This is a genomic window from Rhizobium sp. GW821-FHT14E12 (assembly GCF_058803745.1).
The window spans coordinates 903,443-925,026 of the sequence record NZ_JBXAPH010000001.1; the positions used below are offsets into that span (position 1 = coordinate 903,443).

21 protein-coding genes are annotated in these 21,584 nt (G+C 60.0%); 14 read left to right on the forward strand and 7 right to left on the reverse strand.

From position 1 onward, the window contains the following. The first annotated feature begins 72 nt into the window (after nucleotides 1-72). From pgeF to AC1RO0_RS04455, 4 genes are all read left to right on the forward strand, one after another. Nucleotides 73-855 (forward strand): peptidoglycan editing factor PgeF, encoded by a 783-nt coding sequence (pgeF, locus tag AC1RO0_RS04440; RefSeq protein WP_498591710.1) that lies wholly within the window; start codon nucleotides 73-75, stop codon nucleotides 853-855. A 1-nt stretch (nucleotide 856) separates the two neighbouring features. Then, nucleotides 857-2,008, forward strand: coding sequence for a M24 family metallopeptidase (locus AC1RO0_RS04445; protein WP_498591711.1), 1,152 nt, complete (start codon nucleotides 857-859; stop codon nucleotides 2,006-2,008). Nucleotides 2,009-2,063: 55 nt separating this feature from the next. Further along, entirely contained in the window at nucleotides 2,064-2,945 is an 882-nt protein-coding gene (locus tag AC1RO0_RS04450) for a hypothetical protein (RefSeq protein WP_498591712.1), read from the forward strand. A gap of 106 nt (nucleotides 2,946-3,051) precedes the next feature. Further along, entirely contained in the window at nucleotides 3,052-3,984 is a 933-nt protein-coding gene (locus AC1RO0_RS04455; protein WP_007701499.1) for a ribose-phosphate pyrophosphokinase, read from the forward strand. 18 nt (nucleotides 3,985-4,002) lie between these two features. Here the strand turns inward: AC1RO0_RS04455 and AC1RO0_RS04460 are convergent, their stop codons facing one another. The 3 genes from AC1RO0_RS04460 to AC1RO0_RS04470 form a co-directional block, all read right to left on the reverse strand. Continuing rightward, the gene (locus AC1RO0_RS04460; RefSeq protein WP_498591713.1) at nucleotides 4,003-5,238 is read right to left on the reverse strand and encodes an MFS transporter; all 1,236 of its coding nucleotides are present in this window, start codon (nucleotides 5,236-5,238) and stop codon (nucleotides 4,003-4,005) included. A gap of 25 nt (nucleotides 5,239-5,263) precedes the next feature. Beyond that, entirely contained in the window at nucleotides 5,264-6,724 is a 1,461-nt protein-coding gene (locus AC1RO0_RS04465; RefSeq protein WP_498591714.1) for a hypothetical protein, read from the reverse strand. A 106-nt stretch (nucleotides 6,725-6,830) separates the two neighbouring features. Beyond that, complete coding sequence (locus AC1RO0_RS04470; protein WP_498591715.1) at nucleotides 6,831-8,291, reverse strand: hypothetical protein; 1,461 nt, start codon at nucleotides 8,289-8,291, stop codon at nucleotides 6,831-6,833. 302 nt (nucleotides 8,292-8,593) lie between these two features. Between AC1RO0_RS04470 and AC1RO0_RS04475 the strand changes: the two genes are divergently transcribed. The 5 genes from AC1RO0_RS04475 to AC1RO0_RS04495 all read left to right on the forward strand — a co-directional run bounded on the left by AC1RO0_RS04475 (nucleotide 8,594) and on the right by AC1RO0_RS04495 (nucleotide 13,820). Continuing rightward, nucleotides 8,594-9,193, forward strand: coding sequence for a 50S ribosomal protein L25/general stress protein Ctc (locus AC1RO0_RS04475; RefSeq protein WP_498591716.1), 600 nt, complete (start codon nucleotides 8,594-8,596; stop codon nucleotides 9,191-9,193). Between the two features lie 244 nt (nucleotides 9,194-9,437). Further along, on the forward strand, nucleotides 9,438-11,804 hold the full coding sequence (locus AC1RO0_RS04480; RefSeq protein WP_498591717.1) for a putative bifunctional diguanylate cyclase/phosphodiesterase: 2,367 nt from the start codon (nucleotides 9,438-9,440) through the stop codon (nucleotides 11,802-11,804). A 14-nt stretch (nucleotides 11,805-11,818) separates the two neighbouring features. After that, entirely contained in the window at nucleotides 11,819-12,550 is a 732-nt protein-coding gene (locus AC1RO0_RS04485; RefSeq protein ID WP_498591718.1) for a substrate-binding periplasmic protein, read from the forward strand. A gap of 75 nt (nucleotides 12,551-12,625) precedes the next feature. Next, complete coding sequence (gene pth, locus AC1RO0_RS04490) at nucleotides 12,626-13,342, forward strand: aminoacyl-tRNA hydrolase (RefSeq protein ID WP_498591719.1); 717 nt, start codon at nucleotides 12,626-12,628, stop codon at nucleotides 13,340-13,342. A gap of 1 nt (nucleotide 13,343) precedes the next feature. Continuing rightward, on the forward strand, nucleotides 13,344-13,820 hold the full coding sequence (locus AC1RO0_RS04495; protein ID WP_498591720.1) for a GNAT family N-acetyltransferase: 477 nt from the start codon (nucleotides 13,344-13,346) through the stop codon (nucleotides 13,818-13,820). A gap of 21 nt (nucleotides 13,821-13,841) precedes the next feature. On the opposite strand, the gene clpS is transcribed toward AC1RO0_RS04495, so the two are convergent. Next, nucleotides 13,842-14,153 carry an ATP-dependent Clp protease adapter ClpS gene (clpS, locus tag AC1RO0_RS04500; protein WP_012651940.1) on the reverse strand — a complete coding sequence of 104 codons (312 nt, stop codon included), beginning with the start codon at nucleotides 14,151-14,153 and terminating at the stop codon, nucleotides 13,842-13,844. 341 nt (nucleotides 14,154-14,494) lie between these two features. On the opposite strand from clpS, the gene AC1RO0_RS04505 reads away from it, so the two are divergent. The 5 genes from AC1RO0_RS04505 to AC1RO0_RS04525 all read left to right on the forward strand — a co-directional run bounded on the left by AC1RO0_RS04505 (nucleotide 14,495) and on the right by AC1RO0_RS04525 (nucleotide 18,727). Continuing rightward, entirely contained in the window at nucleotides 14,495-15,712 is a 1,218-nt protein-coding gene (locus AC1RO0_RS04505) for an RNA ligase RtcB family protein (RefSeq protein ID WP_498591721.1), read from the forward strand. After that, a complete protein-coding gene (prfH, locus tag AC1RO0_RS04510) occupies nucleotides 15,705-16,322 on the forward strand; it encodes a peptide chain release factor H (RefSeq protein WP_498591722.1) in 618 nt (205 codons plus the stop codon). Before AC1RO0_RS04505 ends, prfH begins: the two co-directional genes overlap by 8 nt. A 159-nt stretch (nucleotides 16,323-16,481) precedes the next feature. Next, on the forward strand, nucleotides 16,482-17,585 hold the full coding sequence (gene ychF / locus AC1RO0_RS04515) for a redox-regulated ATPase YchF (RefSeq protein WP_498591723.1): 1,104 nt from the start codon (nucleotides 16,482-16,484) through the stop codon (nucleotides 17,583-17,585). Nucleotides 17,586-17,798: 213 nt separating this feature from the next. Beyond that, on the forward strand, nucleotides 17,799-18,263 hold the full coding sequence (locus tag AC1RO0_RS04520; protein ID WP_498591724.1) for a MaoC family dehydratase: 465 nt from the start codon (nucleotides 17,799-17,801) through the stop codon (nucleotides 18,261-18,263). Continuing rightward, nucleotides 18,260-18,727, forward strand: coding sequence for a MaoC family dehydratase (locus tag AC1RO0_RS04525; protein WP_498591725.1), 468 nt, complete (start codon nucleotides 18,260-18,262; stop codon nucleotides 18,725-18,727). The genes AC1RO0_RS04520 and AC1RO0_RS04525 overlap by 4 nt, the downstream gene beginning before the upstream one ends. A gap of 34 nt (nucleotides 18,728-18,761) precedes the next feature. On the opposite strand, the gene AC1RO0_RS04530 is transcribed toward AC1RO0_RS04525, so the two are convergent. The 3 genes from AC1RO0_RS04530 to AC1RO0_RS04540 all read right to left on the reverse strand — a co-directional run bounded on the left by AC1RO0_RS04530 (nucleotide 18,762) and on the right by AC1RO0_RS04540 (nucleotide 21,581). After that, complete coding sequence (locus tag AC1RO0_RS04530) at nucleotides 18,762-19,304, reverse strand: adenine phosphoribosyltransferase (protein ID WP_007692558.1); 543 nt, start codon at nucleotides 19,302-19,304, stop codon at nucleotides 18,762-18,764. Nucleotides 19,305-19,424: 120 nt separating this feature from the next. Next, nucleotides 19,425-20,291: a cytochrome c1 gene (locus AC1RO0_RS04535; RefSeq protein WP_007692555.1), complete on the reverse strand. Its 867-nt coding sequence runs from the start codon at nucleotides 20,289-20,291 to the stop codon at nucleotides 19,425-19,427. A gap of 15 nt (nucleotides 20,292-20,306) precedes the next feature. Then, on the reverse strand, nucleotides 20,307-21,581 hold the full coding sequence (locus AC1RO0_RS04540; RefSeq protein WP_047456331.1) for a cytochrome b: 1,275 nt from the start codon (nucleotides 21,579-21,581) through the stop codon (nucleotides 20,307-20,309). Nucleotides 21,582-21,584 lie beyond the last annotated feature (3 nt).

Sequence of the window (21,584 nt, forward strand, 5' to 3'; positions counted from 1 at the left end):
TCGAACCGCTTCGCCACAGATGCGTTATTCATCACGATCCACGCCAAAGAACCCATCAAAGGACACGCAGTATTGCCGACTCCGATCGAAAGCACGCTGCTGAGCGCCGCCAAAAGCGCCGGTATCCGCCACGGCTATTTCACCCGCGAGGGCGGCGTTTCGGAGGGCCTCTATCGCGGCTTGAACGTCGGTCTCGGCTCTCATGACGACCGCGCGCATGTGGAGGAAAACCGCCGCCGCGTTGCCGGCTGGTTCGGCCTGCCCCTGGAGCGGCTTGCGACAGTCCATCAGGTCCATTCACCCGACGTGATCACCGTCGGTGTCAATTACGACGGCAATCGCCCGCAGGCCGACGCAATAGTGACGGCGACGCCGGGGGTGGTGCTTGGCGTGCTCGCCGCCGATTGCGGCCCGATCCTCTTCGCCGATCCCGAAAACCGGGTGATCGGTGCTGCCCATGCCGGCTGGAAAGGCGCCTTGACCGGCGTGCTGGAGAACACCATCGAGGCGATGGTCGCGCTCGGCGCCAAGCGCGAGACGATCACGGCCTGCCTTGGCCCCTCGATCAGCCAGGCAAGCTATGAAGTCGGCCCGGAATTCGTCGATCGCTTTACCGCTTACAACCCGGGCTACACCAAATACTTCATTCCATCCGAAAAGACCGGTCACGCGATGTTCGACCTGCCGGCGCTGACGGTCGACCGCCTGCGCAAGGCTGGCGTCACCGCCGAAAGCCTCGCTCTCTGCACCTATCCCGATGCCGACCGCTTCTTCTCCTATCGCCGCACCACGCATGCGAAGGAGCCGGATTATGGCCGGCAGATTTCCGCCATTGCCATCGAGGAGACCTCCTAAAATGGCCCTGCATTTCGAACGCGGCGAATTCGACGCCCGCCTGGCCCGTCTCCTCGCAAAAATGCAGGAGGAAAAGCTAGACGCCATGCTGCTCTTCGCGCAGGAGAGCATGTACTGGCTGACGGGCTACGATACTTTCGGCTACTGCTTCTTCCAGACGCTGGTGGTCAAGTCGGACGGCACGATGGTGCTTTTGACCCGCTCAGCCGATCTTCGCCAGGCGCAACTGACCTCGATCATTTCCGACATTCGCATCTGGGTCGATCGCGTCAACGCCGATCCGACCGTTGATCTCAAGGAATTGCTGGTCGAGCTCGATCTGCTCGGCGCCCGCATCGGTGTCGAATATGACACGCACGGCATGACCGGCCGCGTTGCCCGCCTACTCGACAGCCAGATCGCCACCTTCGGCCAGATCGCCGACGCCTCCTATCTCGTCGGGCGCCTGCGTCTTATCAAAAGCCCGACGGAAATCGCCTATATCGAGCGCGCCGCCGCCCTCGCCGACGATGCCTTGGATGCATCTCTTGCGCTGATCGAACCGGGTGCCGACGAAGCCGATATCCTGGCCGCCATGCAGGGCACGATCTTTTCCGGCGGCGGCGATTATCCCGCCAATGAATTCATTGTCGGCTCCGGGCCGGAGGCCCTGCTCTGCCGCTACACCGCCGGTCGCCGCAAGCTTGACGCCAACGACCAGCTCACCCTCGAATGGGCCGGCACCTATGCCCATTACCATGCCGCAATGATGCGAACGGTCGTCATCGGCGACCCCAGCCATCGCCACCGCGAGCTCTTCAGCGCCTGCCTCGAAACCATCCAGGCGATCGAAACCGTGCTGAAACCCGGCCACACCTTTGGCGACGTCTTCGACATGCACGCCAAGATCATGGACGAGCGCGGCCTTGCCCGCCACCGGCTGAATGCCTGCGGCTATTCGCTCGGTGCCCGCTTCTCCCCTTCCTGGATGGAGCATGAGATGTTTGTTGCCGGCAATCCGCAGGAGATCGAGGAGAACATGTCGCTCTTCGTGCACATGATCATCATGGATTCCGATACCGGCACCGCGATGACGCTCGGCCAGACCTATCTGACGACATCCCAGGCCCCCAGAGCCTTGTCGCGCCATCAGCTTGAATTTCTTAACCGTTAGCGGCGTAAAATAGCGATCCTGAACGGGGTGCCCCTCGAAGGAAAGGATCGTGTACATGGGACAGGTCAGGACAACGTTGATTTCCGTTGGCTTCTGCCTTGCGCTCGCCGCCTGCAACACGACAGACGCCCTGACGCCGCCCGGAACCATCGGCGACGCCGGCTCCAGCCCCGTCACGCAACGCGATGTCGAACGTATGGCCTCCGCGCCGCAGCGCCAGCGGAGCTATCAGACTGCGCAAGACAGCTACAGCTATCAACGACAGGGCTATCAGCAGCAGGGTTACCAACCGCAAAGCTCGGGCGGAGGCTCGCTGGACGATCAGGCGGCAGCGCTCAGAAGCGGCGGCGGCAACCCTTACGCCTCCCGCCCCCTCGACGGCTCCCAGACCGCGTCCATTCCGCCGGGCAGTGCGCCGATCTCGGAATCCGACGAACAGCGCGAAGCCGATCGCCGCCTCGCCGATGACCAGCAGCCGCAGCAACAAGCAGCAGAAGATCAGCAGGGCGACCAGCAGCAGCCCGCGCAACAGCAAGAACAAGCCTCCATCGCCCCCGCAGCCGTAACCGCTGGAAACAGCGTTCGCTTCCTGCCGATTATCGGAGCCCCGGTCGAGGCCGTCACCCCGCTTTCGCGCCAGCTCGGCGCGGAGGCGCGTTCGCTTGGCCTTGCGATCAAGAGTTCGAGCGATTCCAGCGCCAGCTATATCCTGAAGGGCTATCTCTCCGCCTTCCAGGATGGACCACAGATTTCCGTCACCTATGTCTGGGATGTCCTCGACAATAGCGGTGCCCGCCTGCACCGAATTCAGGGAGCGGAAAGCGCACCGTTGAAGCGCGGCGACCCGTGGAGCGCCGTTCCGCCCGTCGTCATGCAGAAAATCGCCACCAAAACCATGTCGGAATTCAATTCCTGGCGTGACTCTCGCGGTGGATAGCCACAGGCTTTTCAGAAATATGAAAGCTATCATGCCTCTCCCCCCTTGCATTCGGGAGCAAGGCGGTTAAAAGCGCGGCTATCAGGTTGGTAACAGGCGGGCCAAAATGAAGATTTTCGCAGGCAATTCGAACAGGCACCTCGCCGAAGCGATCTGCAATTATCTCAATCTTCCTTTGGGGAAGGCAAGTGTTCGGCGTTTCGCGGACCAGGAAATCTTCGTTGAAATCCAGGAAAACGTACGTGGCGAAGACGTGTTTGTCGTTCAGCCGACATCGTTTCCGGCCAATGACCATCTCATGGAATTGTTGATCATGGTCGATGCGATGCGGCGCTCCTCGGCGCGGCGCATCACGGCTGTCATTCCCTATTTCGGTTATGCTCGTCAGGACCGTAAGGCCGGCCCACGCACGCCGATTTCGGCGAAGCTCGTGGCGAACCTCATCACCGAGGCCGGAGCCGATCGCGTATTGACGCTTGATCTACACGCCGGCCAGATCCAGGGCTTCTTCGATATCCCGACGGATAATCTTTACGCTCTGCCGATCCTGACGCGCGATATCGTGGCCAATTACGATATCGGCAACGTCATGGTGGTTTCGCCCGACGTCGGCGGCGTCGTGCGTGCCCGCGCGCTCGCCAAACGTCTCGACTGTCTGCTGGCGATCGTGGACAAGCGCCGTGATCGCCCGGGTGAATCCGAAGTCATGAACATCATCGGCGATGTCACCGGCAAGGATTGTATCCTGATCGACGATATCGTCGATTCCGGCGGCACGCTCTGCAACGCCGCCGAGGCGCTCCTGAAGAATGGCGCGACCAGCGTCACGGCCTATATCACACACGGCGTTCTGTCCGGTGGCGCCGTGACCCGCATCGCCAATTCGAAACTGAAGGAACTGGTGATCACCGATTCCATTCAGCCGACGACGGCGGTGCTCTCCGCGCCGAATATCCGCGTCATCAGCACCGCCAGCCTCATCGGCGAAGCCATCAACCGCACCAGCCAGGAAGAATCGGTTTCGAGCCTGTTCGACTAAGAACCGGCCGTCCCTTTCTTATGCCGGCTTAACACCGGCCGGATGTCTTTGCCGCCAGACAAGAAGCCCTATTCCGATCAGCCCGGCGACGAAAACCGCGGCACCCGCCCCCATGATCGATGGCCCGATGCCAAACCAGGCAAAGAGCGTCGGCGACATGAGATAGGCGAGGAAAAGGCCGAGGAAGATTGCGCACATCATCAAGCGGTAGATCTGCGCCAGACGGTGCGGCTCGCTCCTCGTCTGCATCAGATGCAGCATAGCGAGATTCTCGAAGGGGCCGTTGATCGAGGCAAAGCATGCAACGGCCATCAACCAGAAACGATCATGCATCAGCGGCAGCAGAAAAACGCCGGTGCCGAAAATCAGTTTTGCCACGATGATCCAGACCACCGGCCGCTGCGGCTTCATGTTGCTGAGGATGAGGTTAGTCGTCACGTTACCGACGCCGTAGGCCGTCATCATCAAGCTGTAATCGGTCAAGGGATCGGTGCTGGTGTCGCGCAGGTGCAGGATCATTCCGAGCAGAATGCCCATGGCCCAGGCGATATTTCCCATCAGGTTGGTGAATAGGCCATAGAGGATGGCGGCATGACCCCGTGCTGCCCTCCATCCGCCCAGAACGCCGTCGATCACCGCAGCCGCGCCAGAGAAGTCGCGACGGCGAGGCGCGGGCGGCAATCTGGCGACGGCCAGCCAGACCGCCAGGGCAGACAGCAGCAATGTCGCCGCCGTCACGGTGAAGAACTGAGATTTCGGCAGGAAGCCGTTGACCAGTGCAATCAAGCTCGGCCCCAAAATACGGGCCATGCGCCTTGTCGCGTCGAACAAGCCGTTGGTCGCATGCCGGATGTCGGGGTCGACGGCAATCGTCGGCAAGGTCGCCTGCAACGACGGATCGAACGCTGCCGTCAGCAGGGCGATGCATCCGGCAAGCACTATCAGCAACGGCAGGCTCATGACATCCATCAAGCCGGCAACGGACAGCACCAGCAACAAAAGCGCGCGCAGCACATCGGACGAAATCATCGTCGTGCTATGCCGCCAGCGATCCGTCAGGATGCCGCCGAAGAGGCTGCCGAACAGAAGCATGCCCGACTGCAACGCGGACACGTAGCCCGCGTTGCTGCCGATGAAATCCGCTGCAATCCAGACGACGGCGACCATGTAGAATTCGGATCCGGTCGCCGCCAGCACCTGGCCGGCCCATAGCAGAGAAATAGAGCGCTGGGCCAGCGGCCTTAGGACAAACATCTTCGCATTCTGAACTTCGAGCGGCTTACTTGATGACCTGGCCGTTGATCGTCACGGTCTTGTCGTCGGCGATGCTGACTTCCCAACGCGAACGTCCATCGGGATCGGTCTTGGCGAAACCCTTGGCCATCATCAGGCCGAAGGAGAACTGGCTCAGATCCGGCTGCGTCTTCGCGGCCTCCTGAACAGCGGCGATCGTCTTGTCGAGATCACGGGCAAGCACCGTCATGGTCATGGTGACACGATCGCTGTCGCCCAAAGCGCCGCGCATGCTGCCGGAAGCCTCGATGTCGTAGAGCCCCGAAACCGCACTGATCTTCGGAAAATTGACCGTTATCGTTCCATCCGGGAACATGGCCCGCTGCAACTGGTTATCCACGGCTTCCTGACCGGCAGGATGGTTGAGGTCAGTCTGCTGTAGAACGTCCGCGAGAGCGGAGAAGTTCAGATTCGGCAGTTGCACCTGCATTTCGGCAGTATCGGGAATGAAGGCGACATAGTCTTGCGGCACCAGGCCGGAAGCCAGTGTGAGCTTTTCCGCACTCAGGCCGAAATCGGCATTCATCGCATTGCTCGGCCCATCCACCTTGAAGGAGTAGCCCATGTTCTGCAGGCTGCCATCGCCAAAGAGTGTCGAGACGGAAAGATCCTTGATGGAGACCTTCTCCTCGAACGAACCGGCAATCGGCATCGCCTTCTGCAACAAGGCCTTGATCTCGGCGCTCTCGCTATCGGACAAGGTTTTCGCTTCCTTGTGATCGGAGACGAAGCGCAATATCTCGTTCAACGCCTTCAGCGGCAGCTTGGTTGCGCTCGCATTGAAATCGATCGCGCCGACCTTGATCTCGCCGAACGTCATATCGCCGGAGGAAATCTTGTTGTTGAGGGATTGCAGGCTGCCATCCATCTTGAGATCAAGCTTGCCCGGCTCGCCGCTGTCGGTCGAGGACAGCGAGTAGACAATGCTGTCGGCGGTGGCATCGTTCTTTTGCACGCCGTTGTCTTTGTCGGTGGCCTTGCTGGCGAAGGTAATGCCACTGCCCTTCAGATCCATCGAGCGGACGTAGTGGAGCGCGGGATCGAATGTCCCCTGGAAGCTGGAGGAAGCCAGGGCATAGCGAAATTCCATGTCCGTCGCGCTACCCGGCTTCGAACGCGCCGTCACGTCGATCGCATTGCTGCCTTCGATGGCCCAGAGGCCGTTGTCCTGCGGCGTCGCAAGTGCCGTCAACGGCTTGAGCCCGCTGATGACGATATCGCTGACCTTCAGCTTGTCGAAAAGCTTCTGAAGATCATAGGTGACTTCGTAATGGCCGCTTACCGGCTTCACCGCGACGAAGCCGCTCTTGGCCATGTCGTCGGGCAGGAAATAGGTCAGATTGCCAAGCAGATCCTTGGCGCCCTGCTCATTGACATCAGCCGCCTGCGACGCGCCAGCCAGGCCCGCGGCGAAAACCGCCGCCGCGGCTACTGCTTTGAAACGCATATTTCATTCCCCCAAAATACTTAGAAAAACAGTTGGAAACAAAAGAACCCTGAAGTGAGTTCCCGGTCAGATCGAAGACGCCGAAACGAGCGTCGGGTAAAAACTCTTAAGGGCTCTTCTGGCCTTTCGGCCCCTTCAACACTTGTCCGTTCACCGTGACGGTGCGGTTTTCATCCATGCTGACATCCCAGCGCAGACGGCCGTCCGGATCGGTCTTGGCGAAGCCCTTGGCAGCCATCAGGCCGAAGGACACCTTGTTCAGTTGCGGGTCCGTCTTGGCCGCATCCTGGATGGCGGTGACCGTCTTGTCGAAATCACGAGCCAGGATCGTTGCCTGCAGCGAGTAACCGGCATGGGACTGGGTAGCCCTCTTCAACGCACCGGAGACCTCGACATCGTAGACGCCGGAGGTCGCGCTGATTTTCGGAAACTCGAGCGTCGCAAGGCCGCCCGGGAACGCGATACGCTTCAGCGCCTCACCGGAAACCGGCGTTGCGCGCGTCGACACATTCTTCAGCGCTGCATCGATAATGCCCTCGAAATTGATATCGGGCATGCCGATCTGCACATCGAGCGTTTCCGGCAGGAAGGCGGCATAGGCAGACGGAATGAGGCCGGGATCAGGCGTGAAGTGCTCTGCGCGCAGGCCGAAATTGACGTTCGAGGCCTTGGTAAGGCCATCCATCTTGAAGCTGTAGTCGACCGCCTTGACGCCGACCTTTCCCTTGGCGGTCGTCACCAGCAGATTGTTCAGCGTTACGGACTCGTCCAGCGAGCCGAAACCGGGCAAGGCGCGGCGCACCAGTTCCGCGAATTTCTCGCTGCCGCTGTCGGACAGCTGCTTGGCCTTGACGTGCTGAATGAAGAAGTGGACGAGTTCGCGCAGTTCCTTCGCCGGCAGGCTTGTCGCCGCCACCTTGATATCGATGCTATCGGCGCCGAGGTTGACGGACGACGCACCGGACCCGGTCACCGTTTCATTGAAGCGCTGCAACGTGCCCTGCGATTGCAGGTTCACCTTGCCGGCCTCGGCGCCGTCGGTCACCGAACTGGAGAAGGATGCACTATCGATGGTGGCGTCCATCGTGTGACCGGTGTTTCTGCCGCTGCCAATGCTAGAGAACTTGATGCCGCTGCTCTTCGTCTCCAGCGACCGCATCACCTCGAGCGCCGGATCGAAAATACCGTCGGTCGAATTGGAGGCAACGGAATAGCTGACGTCCGCGGTCGGCGAATGGACCGAAACATCGAGGCTATTATCGCCCTTCAGATGCCATTTGCCTTCCGCGAGCGGCTGCGCGAACAGCAACAACGGCTTGAAACCGGTAACCGACAACGCGCTGGAATTGATCTTGTCGAAGAATTTCGCGAGGTCGTAGGTGATCTGATATTGATCGCCGGAGGGCGTCACGGTGACGAAGCCGCTGCGGGCAAGATCGCGAGAGAGGGAATGCGTCAGGATATTGCGCAATTCCTTGGCGCCCTGCTCATTGACGTCAGCCGCCTGCGACGCGCCAGCAAGACCGATGGAAAAAACCGCGGCGGCGGCAATAGCCCTGGAGCGCATACCCGACCTCTCCTTTTGACCCTGATCGATTGAAATCGACTGTTGAAGAGGCCGGGGGTATATGTCAAGGCATTGATAGAAATAGCATCACCGGCCCTTTATCGAGAGTTGCAATGTCATCACAGATGCGCTTTCTCCGGTGAGACTTGCACCTTGGGCCTGTTTGTACTATACGCCACGCGTCCGCGTAGACACCCTTGGAGGCAACGCGGATGAGGCAGGGCTTGCCCTCCTCCAGTTCAATCGGTCCCCGCATGCCGGCGACCGGATGAACTCTCCAAATAACCTCGAAAGGAATAGCTATGAGCCACGAAAGCTACGAGCTCAAGGCCGAGGCGCGCGAACGGGTTGGTAAGGGGTCCGCCCGTGAACTTCGCCGCAATGGTTTGATTCCCGCTGTCATCTATGGTGACAAGCAGGCCCCCATCTCGATCACTCTCAACACCAATGAAGTGACGAAGCGTATTCATGCCGGTGGTTTCCTCACCACCATCGCGACGATCGACGTCGGCGGCACGAAGATCAAGGTTCTGCCGAAGGACTACCAGCTCGATCCGGTCCGTGATTTCACGCTCCATATCGACTTTCTGCGCGTCTCCGGCAACAGCCAGGTGACCGTTGAAATCCCGGTTCACTTCGTCAACCAGGAAAAGTCCCCGGGCCTCAAGGCTGGCGGCGTGCTGAACATCGTTCGCCACGAAGTCGAAGTCCATTGCCCGGCCGACGCGATCCCGGAATTCTTCACCGTTGATCTGTCGGGCCTCAAGGCTGGCGACAGCATCCACATCTCGCACGTAACCCTGCCAAAGGGCGTAGTCCCGGTCATCGCCGACCGCGACTTCACGATCGCAACGATCGTCGCTCCGGCTGCCGGCCTTACGGAAGAAGAAGGCAGCGCCTAATCAGCGTCTTCATCGCTACGCATTCAGACCCGCCTCCCCTCTGGGGATGGCGGGTTTTTCATGTCTAGATTCTAATAAAAGTAACCAGAACTTCTACAATTTGCGGATTCAATACTTGGTTTAAATCCATTAACCCCATGGTTTCAGCAACATTTAACACATTCATGAAAGTTTACGCCAAACAGTTGTAGAGAACGGCACGCCCCAAGATCAGCCGGTCTGCGACCGGGGAGCAAGCGGAACTATGAACCATTCCGTCGAAAACAGGTTTTTCGCGATCGTCTGCGGTGCGCTGCTGGTTTTCGTCGCGCCGCTTTTTGTGCTGTTCCTTTTCCTCTCGTCCGGGCGGGCCGAAAAGGAAATCAAGGATCATATCTCCGTTCTGCTGGTCGCCAACGCCCAGGCGCTCGCCAAGCCGCTATGGGATCTCGACGAAGACAGCGTCACGCAGATCAGCGCGACGACGGTTGCCGAGGGGGCGATCGTCAAGGTCAATGTCCGCGATCTCTCCGGCCAGCTCGACGTCACGCAATCGACCATCCCCAAAGCCTATAAGGGTCCATTGGAGGCCGTCTCGCGCTCGATCATCTACAACGGTGTGGATGGCGCAAGGAACCTCGGCTCCATCACCGTCTACTATCCGACGCTCGGTCTCTTCGACGGATTGAAGAGCGAGGAGATCGTCTTCATCTCGATCTTCATCTTCGCCGTCCTGACCGTGTTCGGCGCCGCCCTGATCGGCAATCGCATCTTCGTCATCCAGCCGCTGATGCGGCTGACCCATGCGATCGAGGCGACACGGCAACTGGGTTCGCGCCATCATGTCGACTGGCAGTCGAACGACGAAATGGGCCGGCTCGCCCATAGCTTCAACGAGATGCAGAGCAAGCTGGAGCGCGAGGAGACCGAGCTGAAGCTCGCCCATCGCCGCGCCACCGATACCTATAACCTGACACCGGCCATGCTGTTCTCGCTCGACAAGGACGATTGCATCGCCGCCGTCAGCGATTATTGGCTGGCCGCCACCGGCTACGCCCGCACAAACGTGGTCGGACGCAAGTTCTCAAGCCTGGTCCTGCCGGAATCGCGCGCGAAATACGTCGAGCGCAAGCGCAGCCATCCCGACAGCGCCGCCCGCTTCGACGTCACGGTAAAATTCCATTGCCGGGATGAACGGGTCATGGACGTGCTGATCCTCGAGACGACGGCAATCCAGGATGGCCTTTCCCTCTCGGTCATGACGGATGTCACCGATCTCAAGCAATCCGAAGACCGGAACCTGCGCCAGGCGATCACCGATCATCTGACCGGCCTGTTGAACCGCCAGGGTTTCGAAACGGCGCTGGATGCCAAGATCAACGAGGCGGACAAGCGCAAGCGCGAGCTTGCCTGCCTCTTCATCGATCTCGACCGCTTCAAATGGATCAACGACAACAAGGGCCACGCCGCCGGCGACGCGGCTCTACGCGAACTGGTTGCCCGCTTGCAGGCACGGCTGGAGCCCGGCGATATCGCCGCCCGCCTTGGTGGCGATGAATTCGCCATCCTGCTGCTTGCCGAGGACGCCGAAGCGAGGGCGATCGACATGGCAACCCGCATCGCCGATGTATTCGAAGCCCCCTTTGGTGGCGATGCCCGCCTCAGCGCCAGCATCGGCATCGCCATCTACCCCCGCCACGCCGCCAATGCCGCCGAACTGCTGCTGAAATCCGATATCGCCATGTATGCCAAGAAACACGACGGCAAGAACGGCGCGCAGATCTTCGATAACGGCATGCTCGACGCATCCCGCCGCCGCGCTGAACTCGAGAACCACATCGAGAGCGGCCTCAGCGAAGACTGGTTCGAGGCTCACCTGCAGCCGATCGTCAATATCGATGATCGCTCCATCGCCGGCTTCGAGGCGCTGATGCGGCTGCATCATCCGCAGAAGGGCATTCTGCCGCCGGCCCGGATCATCGAGGTCGCCGAGGAGACGGGCTCGATCGTTCGCATCGGCAACCGCATCATGGAGAAGGCCGTCTCCAATTTTGCGCGTCTCTCGCGCCTCGACGGCATGCAGGACACCTATCTCGCTATCAATTTTTCGCCGCTTCAGTTCGAGCCGGAACTGCCGGTCCGCATCGCCGCCCTGCTCTCCCGCCATGATATCTCCCCGAAGCGGATCGTCGTCGAAATCACCGAAGCGGTATTGATGGACGACAACCCGGAAACCCGCATGGTCATCAACGAGATATGCCGCTACGGCTGCCGCATCGCGCTCGATGACTTCGGTACGGGCTATTCGTCGCTGAGCTATATCAACCGTTTCCCGGTAGACATCATCAAGATCGACCAATCCTTCATCCGCGCGATCAACGACACCGCCTCGGATGTCAGCGCCAAGAGCCGCATGCTGGTCGAAAGCATCACGACGCTGTCGCACAAGATGAACTGCACCGTCATTGCCGAAGGCATCGAGACCGAAGAGGAGTGCACGACGCTGCGCACCATGGGACTGGATTACGGCCAGGGCTATCTGTTCCACCGGCCGCAGCATCCGAACGATCTGATGAAAACATTGGCGGGATCGCAGGCGGACAGCCGTCCCTCCGTGGCGCAAGCATCGTAGAGGCGGGAAACCACATGCGCAAACTGCTGCTCCTCGTCCTTCTCAGCCTCTCCTCCTACAGCCTTCTTTCCGCGGCTCGAGCGGAAACGGTCGCCTTCACCACGGAAGAATATCCGCCCTTCAATTACCGCGACGGGAAGACGGCCGTCGGCGCGACTGTCGAGCAGGTGCGCAAGGTGATGGCCGATATCGGCGTCGACTATTCCATCGAGGTCATGCCGTGGGCGCGGGCCTATTCCCAGGCGCAGACGGTGCCGATGACCTGCGTCTTCGCCACCGCCCATAATGAAGAACGCGACAAGCTGTTCAAATGGGTCCAGCCAGTGCTGGTCGACCGTAACATCCTGATCAAGCACACTGGATCCAGCGTCACCGCTGCCACGCTCGATGAGGCACGGAAGTATATCGTCGGCACATGGCGGGAAGACTATACCGAGACCATCCTGCGGCAGACCAATTTCCCGCGGATCGATGTCGGCAGCGACTTCAGGGCCACGCTGAAAAAGCTGATGAGCGACCGCATCGACCTGATGCCGATCTCCGAAAGTTATTTCGACAAATTGAGGAAAGAAGGCAACGCCGTCGAGAAGGTAACCGTTCTCTCCGCGCAGCCCATGGGCATCGCCTGCCAGAAGGACTTTCCGGACGATTTGCTGAAGAGGATGCAGACAGCGCTCGACGCCTTGATTGCCGACGGCACGCAGAAGCGGATATTCCTGAAATACGGCCTCCACCTCGGCGACTGACGAGCGGTCCCGCCTTGACTTTGCCGTCAATTCCCTGTCGTGAAGGGCATCGGCATTTTCCAAAGGGCGAAGCGCATGCTTCTCATCGTGGGCCTCGGCAATCCCGGCGCCAAATATCAGGGCAACCGTCACAATATCGGCTTCATGGCCGTGGACGCGATCCATCGCCGTCATAGCTTTTCGCCCTGGTCGAAGAAATTCAGGGCGGAAATTGCCGAAGGCGAGCTCGGTGGCCAGAAAGTCCTGCTGATCAAGCCGCAGACCTTCATGAACCTCTCCGGCGAATCCGTCGGCGAGGCCATGCGCTTCTACAAGCTCGAGCCGTCCGACCTCGTCGTCATCTATGACGAACTCGACCTGCCCGCCGCCAAGGCGCGGCTGAAAACCGGCGGCGGCCATGGCGGACACAACGGCATCAAGTCGATCGATGCCCATTGCGGCCGGGAATACCGGCGGCTACGCCTCGGCATCGGCCATCCCGGCGTCAAGGAGATGGTGCAGAACCATGTACTCGGCGATTTCGCCAAGGTCGATCGCGACTGGCTGGAGCCGCTGTTCGACGCGATTGCCGACAATGCCGACATGCTGGTGCGCGGCGAGGATTCGCAGCTGATGAACAAAATCGCGCTGGCACTGGGCGGCAAGGCGGAAGAAGAGGCGCCGAAGCCGGAAAAGAAGACTGCCGCCAAATCGCATATCCATCAGGCCCGCAACCATAATCAACCGCGTATGCCCGAGAGCGGCCCGATGGCCGAGATGCTGAAGAGAATGTTCGGCAAGAAGGACGGTTGAGATGGCGGAAGCTGTCAACGGCAGCGACACGGTGGTGATCCGCCCGGCCGCCGCCGGCGATCTCCCCACCCTTCTCGCACTCTACCGGCACCTCAATCACGGCGATCCGGAGCTGGAACCGGCGCTGGCCGAGAGCCGGTTTGCCGACATCCTCGCGCATCCGGGCATGACGATCTTCGTAACGTTTGCCGGCACCCTCGCCGTCTCCTCCGTCACGCTGGTCATCATCCCCAACCTGACACGCGGCGCTGCGCCCTATGCGCTGATCGAGAATGTCGTCACCCATGCCGACCATCGCCAGCGCGGCCACGCCCGGACGTTGATCCATACGGCGATCGCAACGGCCTGGGAAAAGAATTGCTACAAGGTGATGCTGCTCACCGGTTCGAAGACACCCGCAACGTTGCGCTTCTATGCCAATTGCGGCTTCTCGCAGGACAAAACCGGCTTCCAGATCCGCCGCCCTATTGCGGGCTGACGGCCGCCCTTCTCCGAAACTCTACTCTTCCGGCTCGGTGGTGAACATCAACGGGAAGTCGGCGCTTTTCGCCAGATCGATGGCTTCCTGCGCCTTGGTCTCGGCAATGTCTCGCGCGCAGACCATCACCACGCAGCTGCCAAGCTTGTGCGCAGTCATCATGACACGATAGCCGGCCTCCTCGCTCATGCGGAAGACAGCTTGCAGCACCATGATGACGAACTCGCGCGGCGTGTAATCGTCATTGACGAGAATGATCTTATAAAGCTTCGGCCGCTCGACCTTGGGCTTCGTTTTGGTCTTCGGTTTTAGGACAACATCATTGTCACTCATCGGAGTCACCGTTGATGACAGGGGAAAAGGGCTTTTCGCTGATAACAGCTTTATACCGCACCGCAACCGACCATTCAAGCAAGACGAGGGTTCCACGATAGCCGTTCGGATCAATCGACCGTGAGCAGGAGGCAATCCCAACCATCAACACAACACTTGCAATCGTTTTTATTTCGCTTATACAGCCGCCATCAATTCTTCAGGACCGGGAGCAGCAAATGACCAGCGTCGTTTCATCGCGCCCCTTAGGGGCAAAAGCTTAAGCCAGCGTTGTTGCGCTGTCGCGGGCTTCTTTGATCGGCATTAACGCCGAACGATTTACCCTGTCCTGGGATCATATCATGGGCAATTCCATAGGGACCTCTGGTCCCATTGTCGTGCGCTGCGGTCAGCCTGCCGCGGTTGCACATTATTTTACATCGAAATCCTGGATCGAAGGATCGGCGCTGGAACAGCTTGCGGAACTGGCCAAGCTTCCCGGCATGCTGTCCATCGCCGGTTTCCCCGACCTGCATCCGGGGAAATACGGCCCGGTCGGTATGGCTGCGCTGGCGTCACGGCTCTATCCGCAACTGATCGGCAACGATATCGGCTGCGGCATGGCGCTCTTCGAACTCGACCTGCCACAGCGCAAGTTCAGGATCGACAAGGCAGCCAACGCGCTGCGCGAGCTTGAAAACATTGCGTTCGACGCACCCGATGTCGCAAAATTCGCACCGTTGTTTGACCTCGGAGCGAATACCGAAGCGCTTGGCACGATCGGCGGTGGCAATCACTTTTGTGAAATCCAGGCGGTCGAGGAGCTGTTTCAGTCCGACGCGGCTGAACTCTTGGACAAGCAGAAGCTCTATCTGCTCATCCATACCGGCTCGCGTAATCTCGGCGCCAATGTGTTCAACCGAACCATCGATGAAAACGGCGCTATGACAGGCGGCCTGGACCCGGCTTCGAAGGCTGGTGCAACGTGGCTGGCTCTCCACGATCTTTGTGTCGAGTGGGCAGCACTCAATCGACACATGATTGCGCAGCGAGCTGCCATGGCATTTCGCACAGGCGTACGCTTGATTGCGGACGTCCCGCATAATCTCGTGCGTACGCAAGCGGATGGCTATGTCCACCATAAGGGTGCCGCCGCCATCCAAAGCGGCGGCATCGCGCCCATTGCCGGCTCCAGAGCAAGCCTGAGCTATGTTATTGAACCGCTTGACGCAGCAGTTAAATCGCATTGGGCGATCTCGCACGGAGCCGGCCGGAAATACGATCGCCGCAACATGCACGGCCGCATCGGCACCACGCGTTCGGAGCGGGAGGCACTGCTGCGCAATCCCTGGGGCGGCATCGCCATCTGCGAGGATCGCAAACTTGCAATCGAGGAGGCAGCCGGCGCCTACAAGAATGCAGGGCAGGTATTGGAGGATCTGGTGGCCCACGGTCTCGTTCGGCCGCTCGCATCGATGAAGCCGCTGATTACCTACAAGAAGATCAGTGTCGATCACGAAGAGCCAAAGCAAGAGCGCATGCGTGACCGCAAAGCGGTAAGGAGGCGTGAAAATGGCTGACATCCATCTTCTCACCACCTCCGGCAACGGTCCGACAGAATGCCGTGTCGCGGTGAAATCCCTGCTATCCATTCTTGAAAAAGAGGCACAGGACAGAGGCTGCGAAATCGAGGTGACGGCATCGCAGGCACCGGACCAGCATGGCCCGGTTTCAGCAATCGTCACGCTGCGCGGTGCGAGTGCCGAAAACCTGGCGGAAGATTATTGCGGTTCGATCCGTTTCATCTTCAAGAGCAGGATCAGGCCGGGACACAAGCGCCAAAACTGGTTTGTCGGCGGCAGGCGGGTGGAACTCGCCGATACGTTGAACGAAACGGCTACCATTCATATGAATGATATTCGCTTCGAAACGCTGCGCGCCGGAGGTCCGGGCGGGCAGCACCAGAACACCACCGACAGCGCGGTCAGGGCAATTCATATCCCCACCGGCATCACAGTGACCTGCCGTGATGAACGCTCCCAGCACCGCAACAAGGCGCTCGCCGTGCGCCGGCTACAGGCTATGTTGCGGCTGCTGGCGGAGAGGGAGAACCAGAATGCGAAAGTCGCGCTCTTCCTAGCCAATAAGGAGCTGGAGCGCGGCAACGAAGTAAAAGTGTTCCGCCTTTGACATGACGGCCCGCCCGGCTGATTTCGGGCGGGCCTCTCTATATAGCCCAAAGCGACCCTTTTCGCCGGAAAATCGGCTCGTTCCTTGCACAAGACTTGACCCGCAACGGCCCTTCCCCCATACGCACTGCAAAGATTTTCAAGATATGGACAAGGTGCCATGGGTTTCAAATGCGGTATCGTCGGGCTGCCGAATGTCGGCAAGTCCACTCTGTTCAACGCGCTGACCAAGACGGCGGCCGCGCAGGCGGCGAATTATCCGTTCTGCACCATCGAGCCGAACACGGGTGAAGTGGCGGTTCCCGATTCGCGTATGGAGCAGCTTGCCCAGATCGCCAAGTCGAAAGAACTGATCCCGACACGCATCTCCTTCGTCGATATTGCCGGCCTGGTGCGCGGCGCGTCGAAGGGCGAAGGCCTGGGCAACCAGTTCCTCGCCAATATCCGCGAAGTCGATGCCATCGTGCATGTGCTGCGCTGCTTCGAAGACAGCGATATCACCCATGTCGAAGGCCGCATCAATCCGGTTGCCGACGCCGAGACCATCGAGACCGAGCTCATGCTCTCCGATCTCGAGAGCCTGGAGCGTCGCACCGAGCAGACGCGCAAGCGCGCCACCGGCAAGGACAAAGAATCCATGGCGATGCTGCCGCTGATGGAAGCCTCGCTCAAGCTGTTGAACGAAGGCAAGCCGGTGCGCAACCTGCTGTCGAAGCTCGATGAGGAGGAACTTCGTATCCTCAAGAGCCTGAACCTTCTGACCTCGCATCCCGTGCTCTACGTCTGCAACGTCGCCGAAGCCGACGCCGTTGCCGGCAACGAGCATACGGTCGCCGTCGCCGCCATGGCGAAGGAGCAGAATTCCGAAGTGGTGATCATTTCCGCCGCCATCGAAGCGGAAGTGGCGCAGCTGCCCGCGGACGAAGCCATGGAATTCCTCTCCGAGCTCGGCCTTACCGAAGCCGGCCTCGACCAGTTGATCCGCGCCGGTTACAAGCTGCTGCATCTCATCACTTATTTCACCGTCGGCCCGAAGGAAACGCGCGCCTGGACGATCGAACAGGGCACCAAGGCCCCGCAGGCCGCCGGCGTCATTCACTCCGATTTCGAACGCGGCTTCATCCGCGCCCAGACCATCGCCTATAGCGACTATGTCGCTTTCAAGGGCGAAGTCGGCGCCAAGGAAAACGGCAAGATGCGCTCCGAAGGCAAGGAATATGTTGTCCAAGACGGCGACGTCCTCAACTTCCTCTTCAATGCCTAGGAAATAACAGGATTGCCGGCCCTCACCTGAGCGCCGGCAATCTTCCCTGCACGGATACCGGCAGTGACCGGACCTTGGCGCGGTGCCCTCAATCAGCGCGATCGCCAAGGCGCAACCAAGAACCGCACCTCCTTCCCCGTCACGAAAATACTTGCGCCACTCCCGCCCGACATGCGATTGCGCTCGGGAGGAATGAGGAGGCCCGTGACGGATATGGCGAAACTGACATATGAGGATTTTCAGCCGGGACAGGTATTTCCGCTTGGGCCGAAGCATGTGACGGCCGAGGAAATCATTGAATTCGCAAGCGAGTTCGATCCGCAGCCGATGCATCTCGATGAAGCCGCCGGCCGCGCCAGCATTCTAGGCGGGCTTGCCGCCTCCGGCTGGCACACCTCGGCGATGTTCATGCGCATGATGTGCGACAGCTACCTGCTCAACACAGAATCCGAGGGTGCACCCGGCATTGATTTCATGGACTGGAAGAAGCCGGTTCTCGCCGGCGACACGATTTCCGGCCGCTCCATCGTGCTCGAAGCCCGCGCCATGCGCTCCCGCCCCGGCATCGGTATCATCAAGTTCCGGCATGAGATAAAGAACCAGCACGACGAACTCGTCTGCCTCGGCGAGAACGCCACCATGATCCGCATACGTTCGCCCGTGGAGGTCTCACCATGAAGATGATGGAGCTCTATCCCACCGGCGAACGGGCCGAGATCGGCAGCCATACGTTTACGGTCGAAGACATCATTCGCTTCGCTTCGCGTTTCGACCCTCAGATTTTCCATATGGACGCGGAAGCCGCCAAGGATACGCTGTTCGGCGGCCTCTGCGCTTCCGGTTGGCACACCTGCGCGGCCTGGATGAAAACCTTCGTCGCCTATTGGAAAGGCGAAAGCGCCCGCCTGATCGCCGAGGGCGGAAAACCACCCAATCTCGGCCCCTCGGCCGGTTTCCAGAAGCTGCAATGGCTGCGCCCGGTCTTCGCCGGCGACACCGTCACCTACGGCGTCACCCTGCTCTCCAGCCGCCCCCTGCCGTCACGCCCAGGCTGGACGCTCAACACCATCCTCTGTGACGGAACGAACCAGCATGGCGTGCCGGTGATACGCTTCGAGAGTACTGTGCTAGAGTTTGAGTGAGACCTTCTCTCCATCGGAGAGAAGGTGCTTGGAATCAATGTCCGCTGAATTCCACCAGCGTGTGGACCGGCACATCGAGTGCCTCCAGCTTCTTGCGGCCGCCGAGATCCGGCAGGTCGATGACGAAACAGGCGGCGACGACTTCGGCGCCGATCTGGCGCAGTAGCTGCGTGGCGCCAACGGCGGTACCGCCCGTTGCGATCAGGTCGTCGACCAGGATCACCTTTTCGCCGGGGTTCACCGCATCGCGGTGCATCTCCATCTCGTCGACGCCATATTCGAGGCTATAGGCGATACGCACGATATCGTGCGGCAGCTTACCCTTCTTGCGGATCGGCACGAAACCAGCCGACAGCTGATGCGCCACCGCGCCGCCCAGAATGAAGCCGCGCGCCTCCATGCCGGCGACCTTGTCGATCTTGGTGCCGGCATAGGGCTGCACCAACGCATCGACGGCACGGCGAAACGCCTTGGCATCCCCAAGCATCGTGGTGATGTCGCGAAAGATGATGCCGGGCTTGGGATAGTCCGGAATGGAGCGAATGCTGGCGGCAAGCTCCGAAGCGATAGTCTTCATGGAAATATATACTCTCAGGCTAAGATAGGGCCGGCCGCACCCTAGCAAGACGTGTGCGCGATACCAACAAAAAAGGCGACCACAAAGGGCCGCCTCTTGTTGATTGCAGGGCCGAACTGCCTAGTGAGCGCCAGCCTTGGCATAGACCGACCGCTTGGTGAGATAGATCAGCGTCGAAAAGATCAGCAGGAATATGATGACCATGAAGCCGAGGTGCTTGCGCTCCTCCAGATGCGGCTCCGCGGCCCACATCAGGAAGGCGGAGACATCGTGCGAATACTGATCGACCGTCTGCGGCGAGCCGTCGTCATAGGTCACCTGGCCGTCGGAGAGCGGCTTCGGCATGGCGAAGGTCGCGGCCGCATCGAAATACGGATTATAGTGCGAGTTCTGCGCGACCTGGAAGCCAGCCGGCGGTTCTTCGTAGCCGGTCAGCAGCGAGTAAATGTAATCCGGGCCGCCTTCCTGATACTGCGTGAAGATGTCGAAGATGAACTGCGGGAAGCCGCGCTCGATTTCACGCGCCTTGGCAAGCAGTGACATGTCCGGCGGCACGGCGCCGTTGTTCGAGGCGGCCGCCGCTTCGTCGTTCGGGAACGGCGACGGGAAATGGTCGGACGGAAGCGCCTTGCGCGTGAACATCTCGCCCTGAGGGTTCGGGCCGTCCTGCACTTCGTAGTTCGCCGCGAAGGTCTTGACCTGCGCTTCCGAATAGCCGAGCTCGCCCAGCGTGCGGAAGGCCACCAGCTTCATCGAATGGCAGGCGGAACAGACTTCCGTGTAGACCTTGAGGCCACGCTGGAGCTGCGCCTTGTCGTAGTAGCCGAAGGGGCCGGAGAAGGTCCAGTGCTGGGTCCTCGGCTCCTTAAGCGGGTAGTGCGGTGTCGCTTCCTCAGCGGCGGGCTTGGTCTCCGCGGCGACGGCGGCAACCGTGGCGAAGCCACCGATGAGTGCGAGCGACAGAAGGCCGGCAACAAGCTTTTTCATTGTTCTCTTCCCCGGTTACGCTTGAGCCGGAACGGCTGTCTTGCCGCTCTGCTTCTCAAGGACCGCCTCCGTAATCGAATTTGGAATGCGCCTCGGTGTTTCGACCAGACCGAGAACCGGCATGGCGACGAGGAAGAACAGGAAGTAGAACAACGTCGCGAACTGCGAGATCACGACGAAATTGCCTTCCGCCGGCTGCGAACCGAGCCAGCCAAGCAGAACGGCATCGGCGACGAACAGCCAGAAGAACAGCTTGTACCAGGGACGATAGACCGCCGAGCGGATCTTCGACGTATCCAGCCAGGGCAGGAAGAACAGCACGATGATCGCGCCGAACATCGTCAGGACGCCGCCAAGCTTGGAGTCGATCGGGCCAATGTTGAAGGTGATCGAGCGCAGCATCGCGTAGAACGGCAGGAAGTACCATTCCGGAACGATGTGAGCCGGCGTCTTCAGCGGATTGGCCGGAATGTAGTTGTCGGCATGGCCGAGGAAGTTCGGCAGGTAGAAGACGAAATAGGCGAAGACCAGCAGGAAGATGGAAACGCCGAGCGCATCCTTCAGCGTCGCATAGGGCGTGAAGGGCACGGTATCGGTCTTCAGCTTGACTTCGACGCCGGTCGGGTTCGTCTGGCCGGTCACATGCAGCGCCCAGATGTGCAGGATAACGACACCCGCGATCATGAACGGCAGCAGATAGTGCAGCGAGAAGAAGCGATTGAGGGTCGGATCATCGACGGCGAAGCCGCCGAGCAGGAAGGTCTGGATCCAGTCGCCGACCCAGGGAAAGGCCGAGAAGAAGCCGGTGATGACGGTCGCGCCCCAGAAGGACATCTGACCCCAGGGCAGAACATAGCCCATGAAGGCCGTCGCCATCATCAGGAGATAGATGATTACGCCGAGGATCCAGAGAATCTCTCGCGGCGCCTTGTAGGAGCCGTAATAGAGGCCACGAGCGATGTGGAGATAGACCGCGACGAAGAAGAAGGACGCGCCATTGGCGTGCATGTAACGCAGCAGCCAACCATGGTTGACGTCGCGAACGATCTTTTCGACGGAGTTAAAGGCAACGGTCGTATCCGCCGCATAATGCATGGCAAGAACGACGCCGGTCAGGATTTGCAGAATGAGCATCACGGCCAGCATGGCGCCGAACGTATAGGCATAGTTCAGATTGCGCGGGACCGGATAGGCAATGAAACTGTCATAGACCATGCGCGGTAGCGGCAACCGCGCGTCGACCCATTTTTCGAGCCCTGTCGATGGCTCGTAAGACGAATGACCACTCATGAT

What these genes read in the sequence shown, in the direction of transcription:
- AC1RO0_RS04465 (WP_498591714.1), bottom strand. Translation starts at nt 6,724, where the DNA reads ATGCGTTTCAAAGCAGTAGCCGCGGCGGCGGTTTTCGCCGCGGGCCTG.
- AC1RO0_RS04460 (WP_498591713.1), bottom strand. Translation starts at nt 5,238, where the DNA reads ATGTTTGTCCTAAGGCCGCTGGCCCAGCGCTCTATTTCTCTGCTATGG.
- AC1RO0_RS04445 (WP_498591711.1), top strand. Translation starts at nt 857, where the DNA reads ATGGCCCTGCATTTCGAACGCGGCGAATTCGACGCCCGCCTGGCCCGT.
- AC1RO0_RS04535 (WP_007692555.1), bottom strand. Translation starts at nt 20,291, where the DNA reads ATGAAAAAGCTTGTTGCCGGCCTTCTGTCGCTCGCACTCATCGGTGGC.
- AC1RO0_RS04540 (WP_047456331.1), bottom strand. Translation starts at nt 21,581, where the DNA reads ATGAGTGGTCATTCGTCTTACGAGCCATCGACAGGGCTCGAAAAATGG.
- AC1RO0_RS04485 (WP_498591718.1), top strand. Translation starts at nt 11,819, where the DNA reads ATGCGCAAACTGCTGCTCCTCGTCCTTCTCAGCCTCTCCTCCTACAGC.
- AC1RO0_RS04525 (WP_498591725.1), top strand. Translation starts at nt 18,260, where the DNA reads ATGAAGATGATGGAGCTCTATCCCACCGGCGAACGGGCCGAGATCGGC.
- AC1RO0_RS04475 (WP_498591716.1), top strand. Translation starts at nt 8,594, where the DNA reads ATGAGCCACGAAAGCTACGAGCTCAAGGCCGAGGCGCGCGAACGGGTT.
- AC1RO0_RS04505 (WP_498591721.1), top strand. Translation starts at nt 14,495, where the DNA reads ATGGGCAATTCCATAGGGACCTCTGGTCCCATTGTCGTGCGCTGCGGT.
- AC1RO0_RS04455 (WP_007701499.1), top strand. Translation starts at nt 3,052, where the DNA reads ATGAAGATTTTCGCAGGCAATTCGAACAGGCACCTCGCCGAAGCGATC.
- AC1RO0_RS04470 (WP_498591715.1), bottom strand. Translation starts at nt 8,291, where the DNA reads ATGCGCTCCAGGGCTATTGCCGCCGCCGCGGTTTTTTCCATCGGTCTT.
- AC1RO0_RS04450 (WP_498591712.1), top strand. Translation starts at nt 2,064, where the DNA reads ATGGGACAGGTCAGGACAACGTTGATTTCCGTTGGCTTCTGCCTTGCG.
- AC1RO0_RS04480 (WP_498591717.1), top strand. Translation starts at nt 9,438, where the DNA reads ATGAACCATTCCGTCGAAAACAGGTTTTTCGCGATCGTCTGCGGTGCG.
- pth (WP_498591719.1), top strand. Translation starts at nt 12,626, where the DNA reads ATGCTTCTCATCGTGGGCCTCGGCAATCCCGGCGCCAAATATCAGGGC.
- AC1RO0_RS04520 (WP_498591724.1), top strand. Translation starts at nt 17,799, where the DNA reads ATGGCGAAACTGACATATGAGGATTTTCAGCCGGGACAGGTATTTCCG.
- clpS (WP_012651940.1), bottom strand. Translation starts at nt 14,153, where the DNA reads ATGAGTGACAATGATGTTGTCCTAAAACCGAAGACCAAAACGAAGCCC.
- AC1RO0_RS04530 (WP_007692558.1), bottom strand. Translation starts at nt 19,304, where the DNA reads ATGAAGACTATCGCTTCGGAGCTTGCCGCCAGCATTCGCTCCATTCCG.
- AC1RO0_RS04495 (WP_498591720.1), top strand. Translation starts at nt 13,344, where the DNA reads ATGGCGGAAGCTGTCAACGGCAGCGACACGGTGGTGATCCGCCCGGCC.
- ychF (WP_498591723.1), top strand. Translation starts at nt 16,482, where the DNA reads ATGGGTTTCAAATGCGGTATCGTCGGGCTGCCGAATGTCGGCAAGTCC.
- prfH (WP_498591722.1), top strand. Translation starts at nt 15,705, where the DNA reads ATGGCTGACATCCATCTTCTCACCACCTCCGGCAACGGTCCGACAGAA.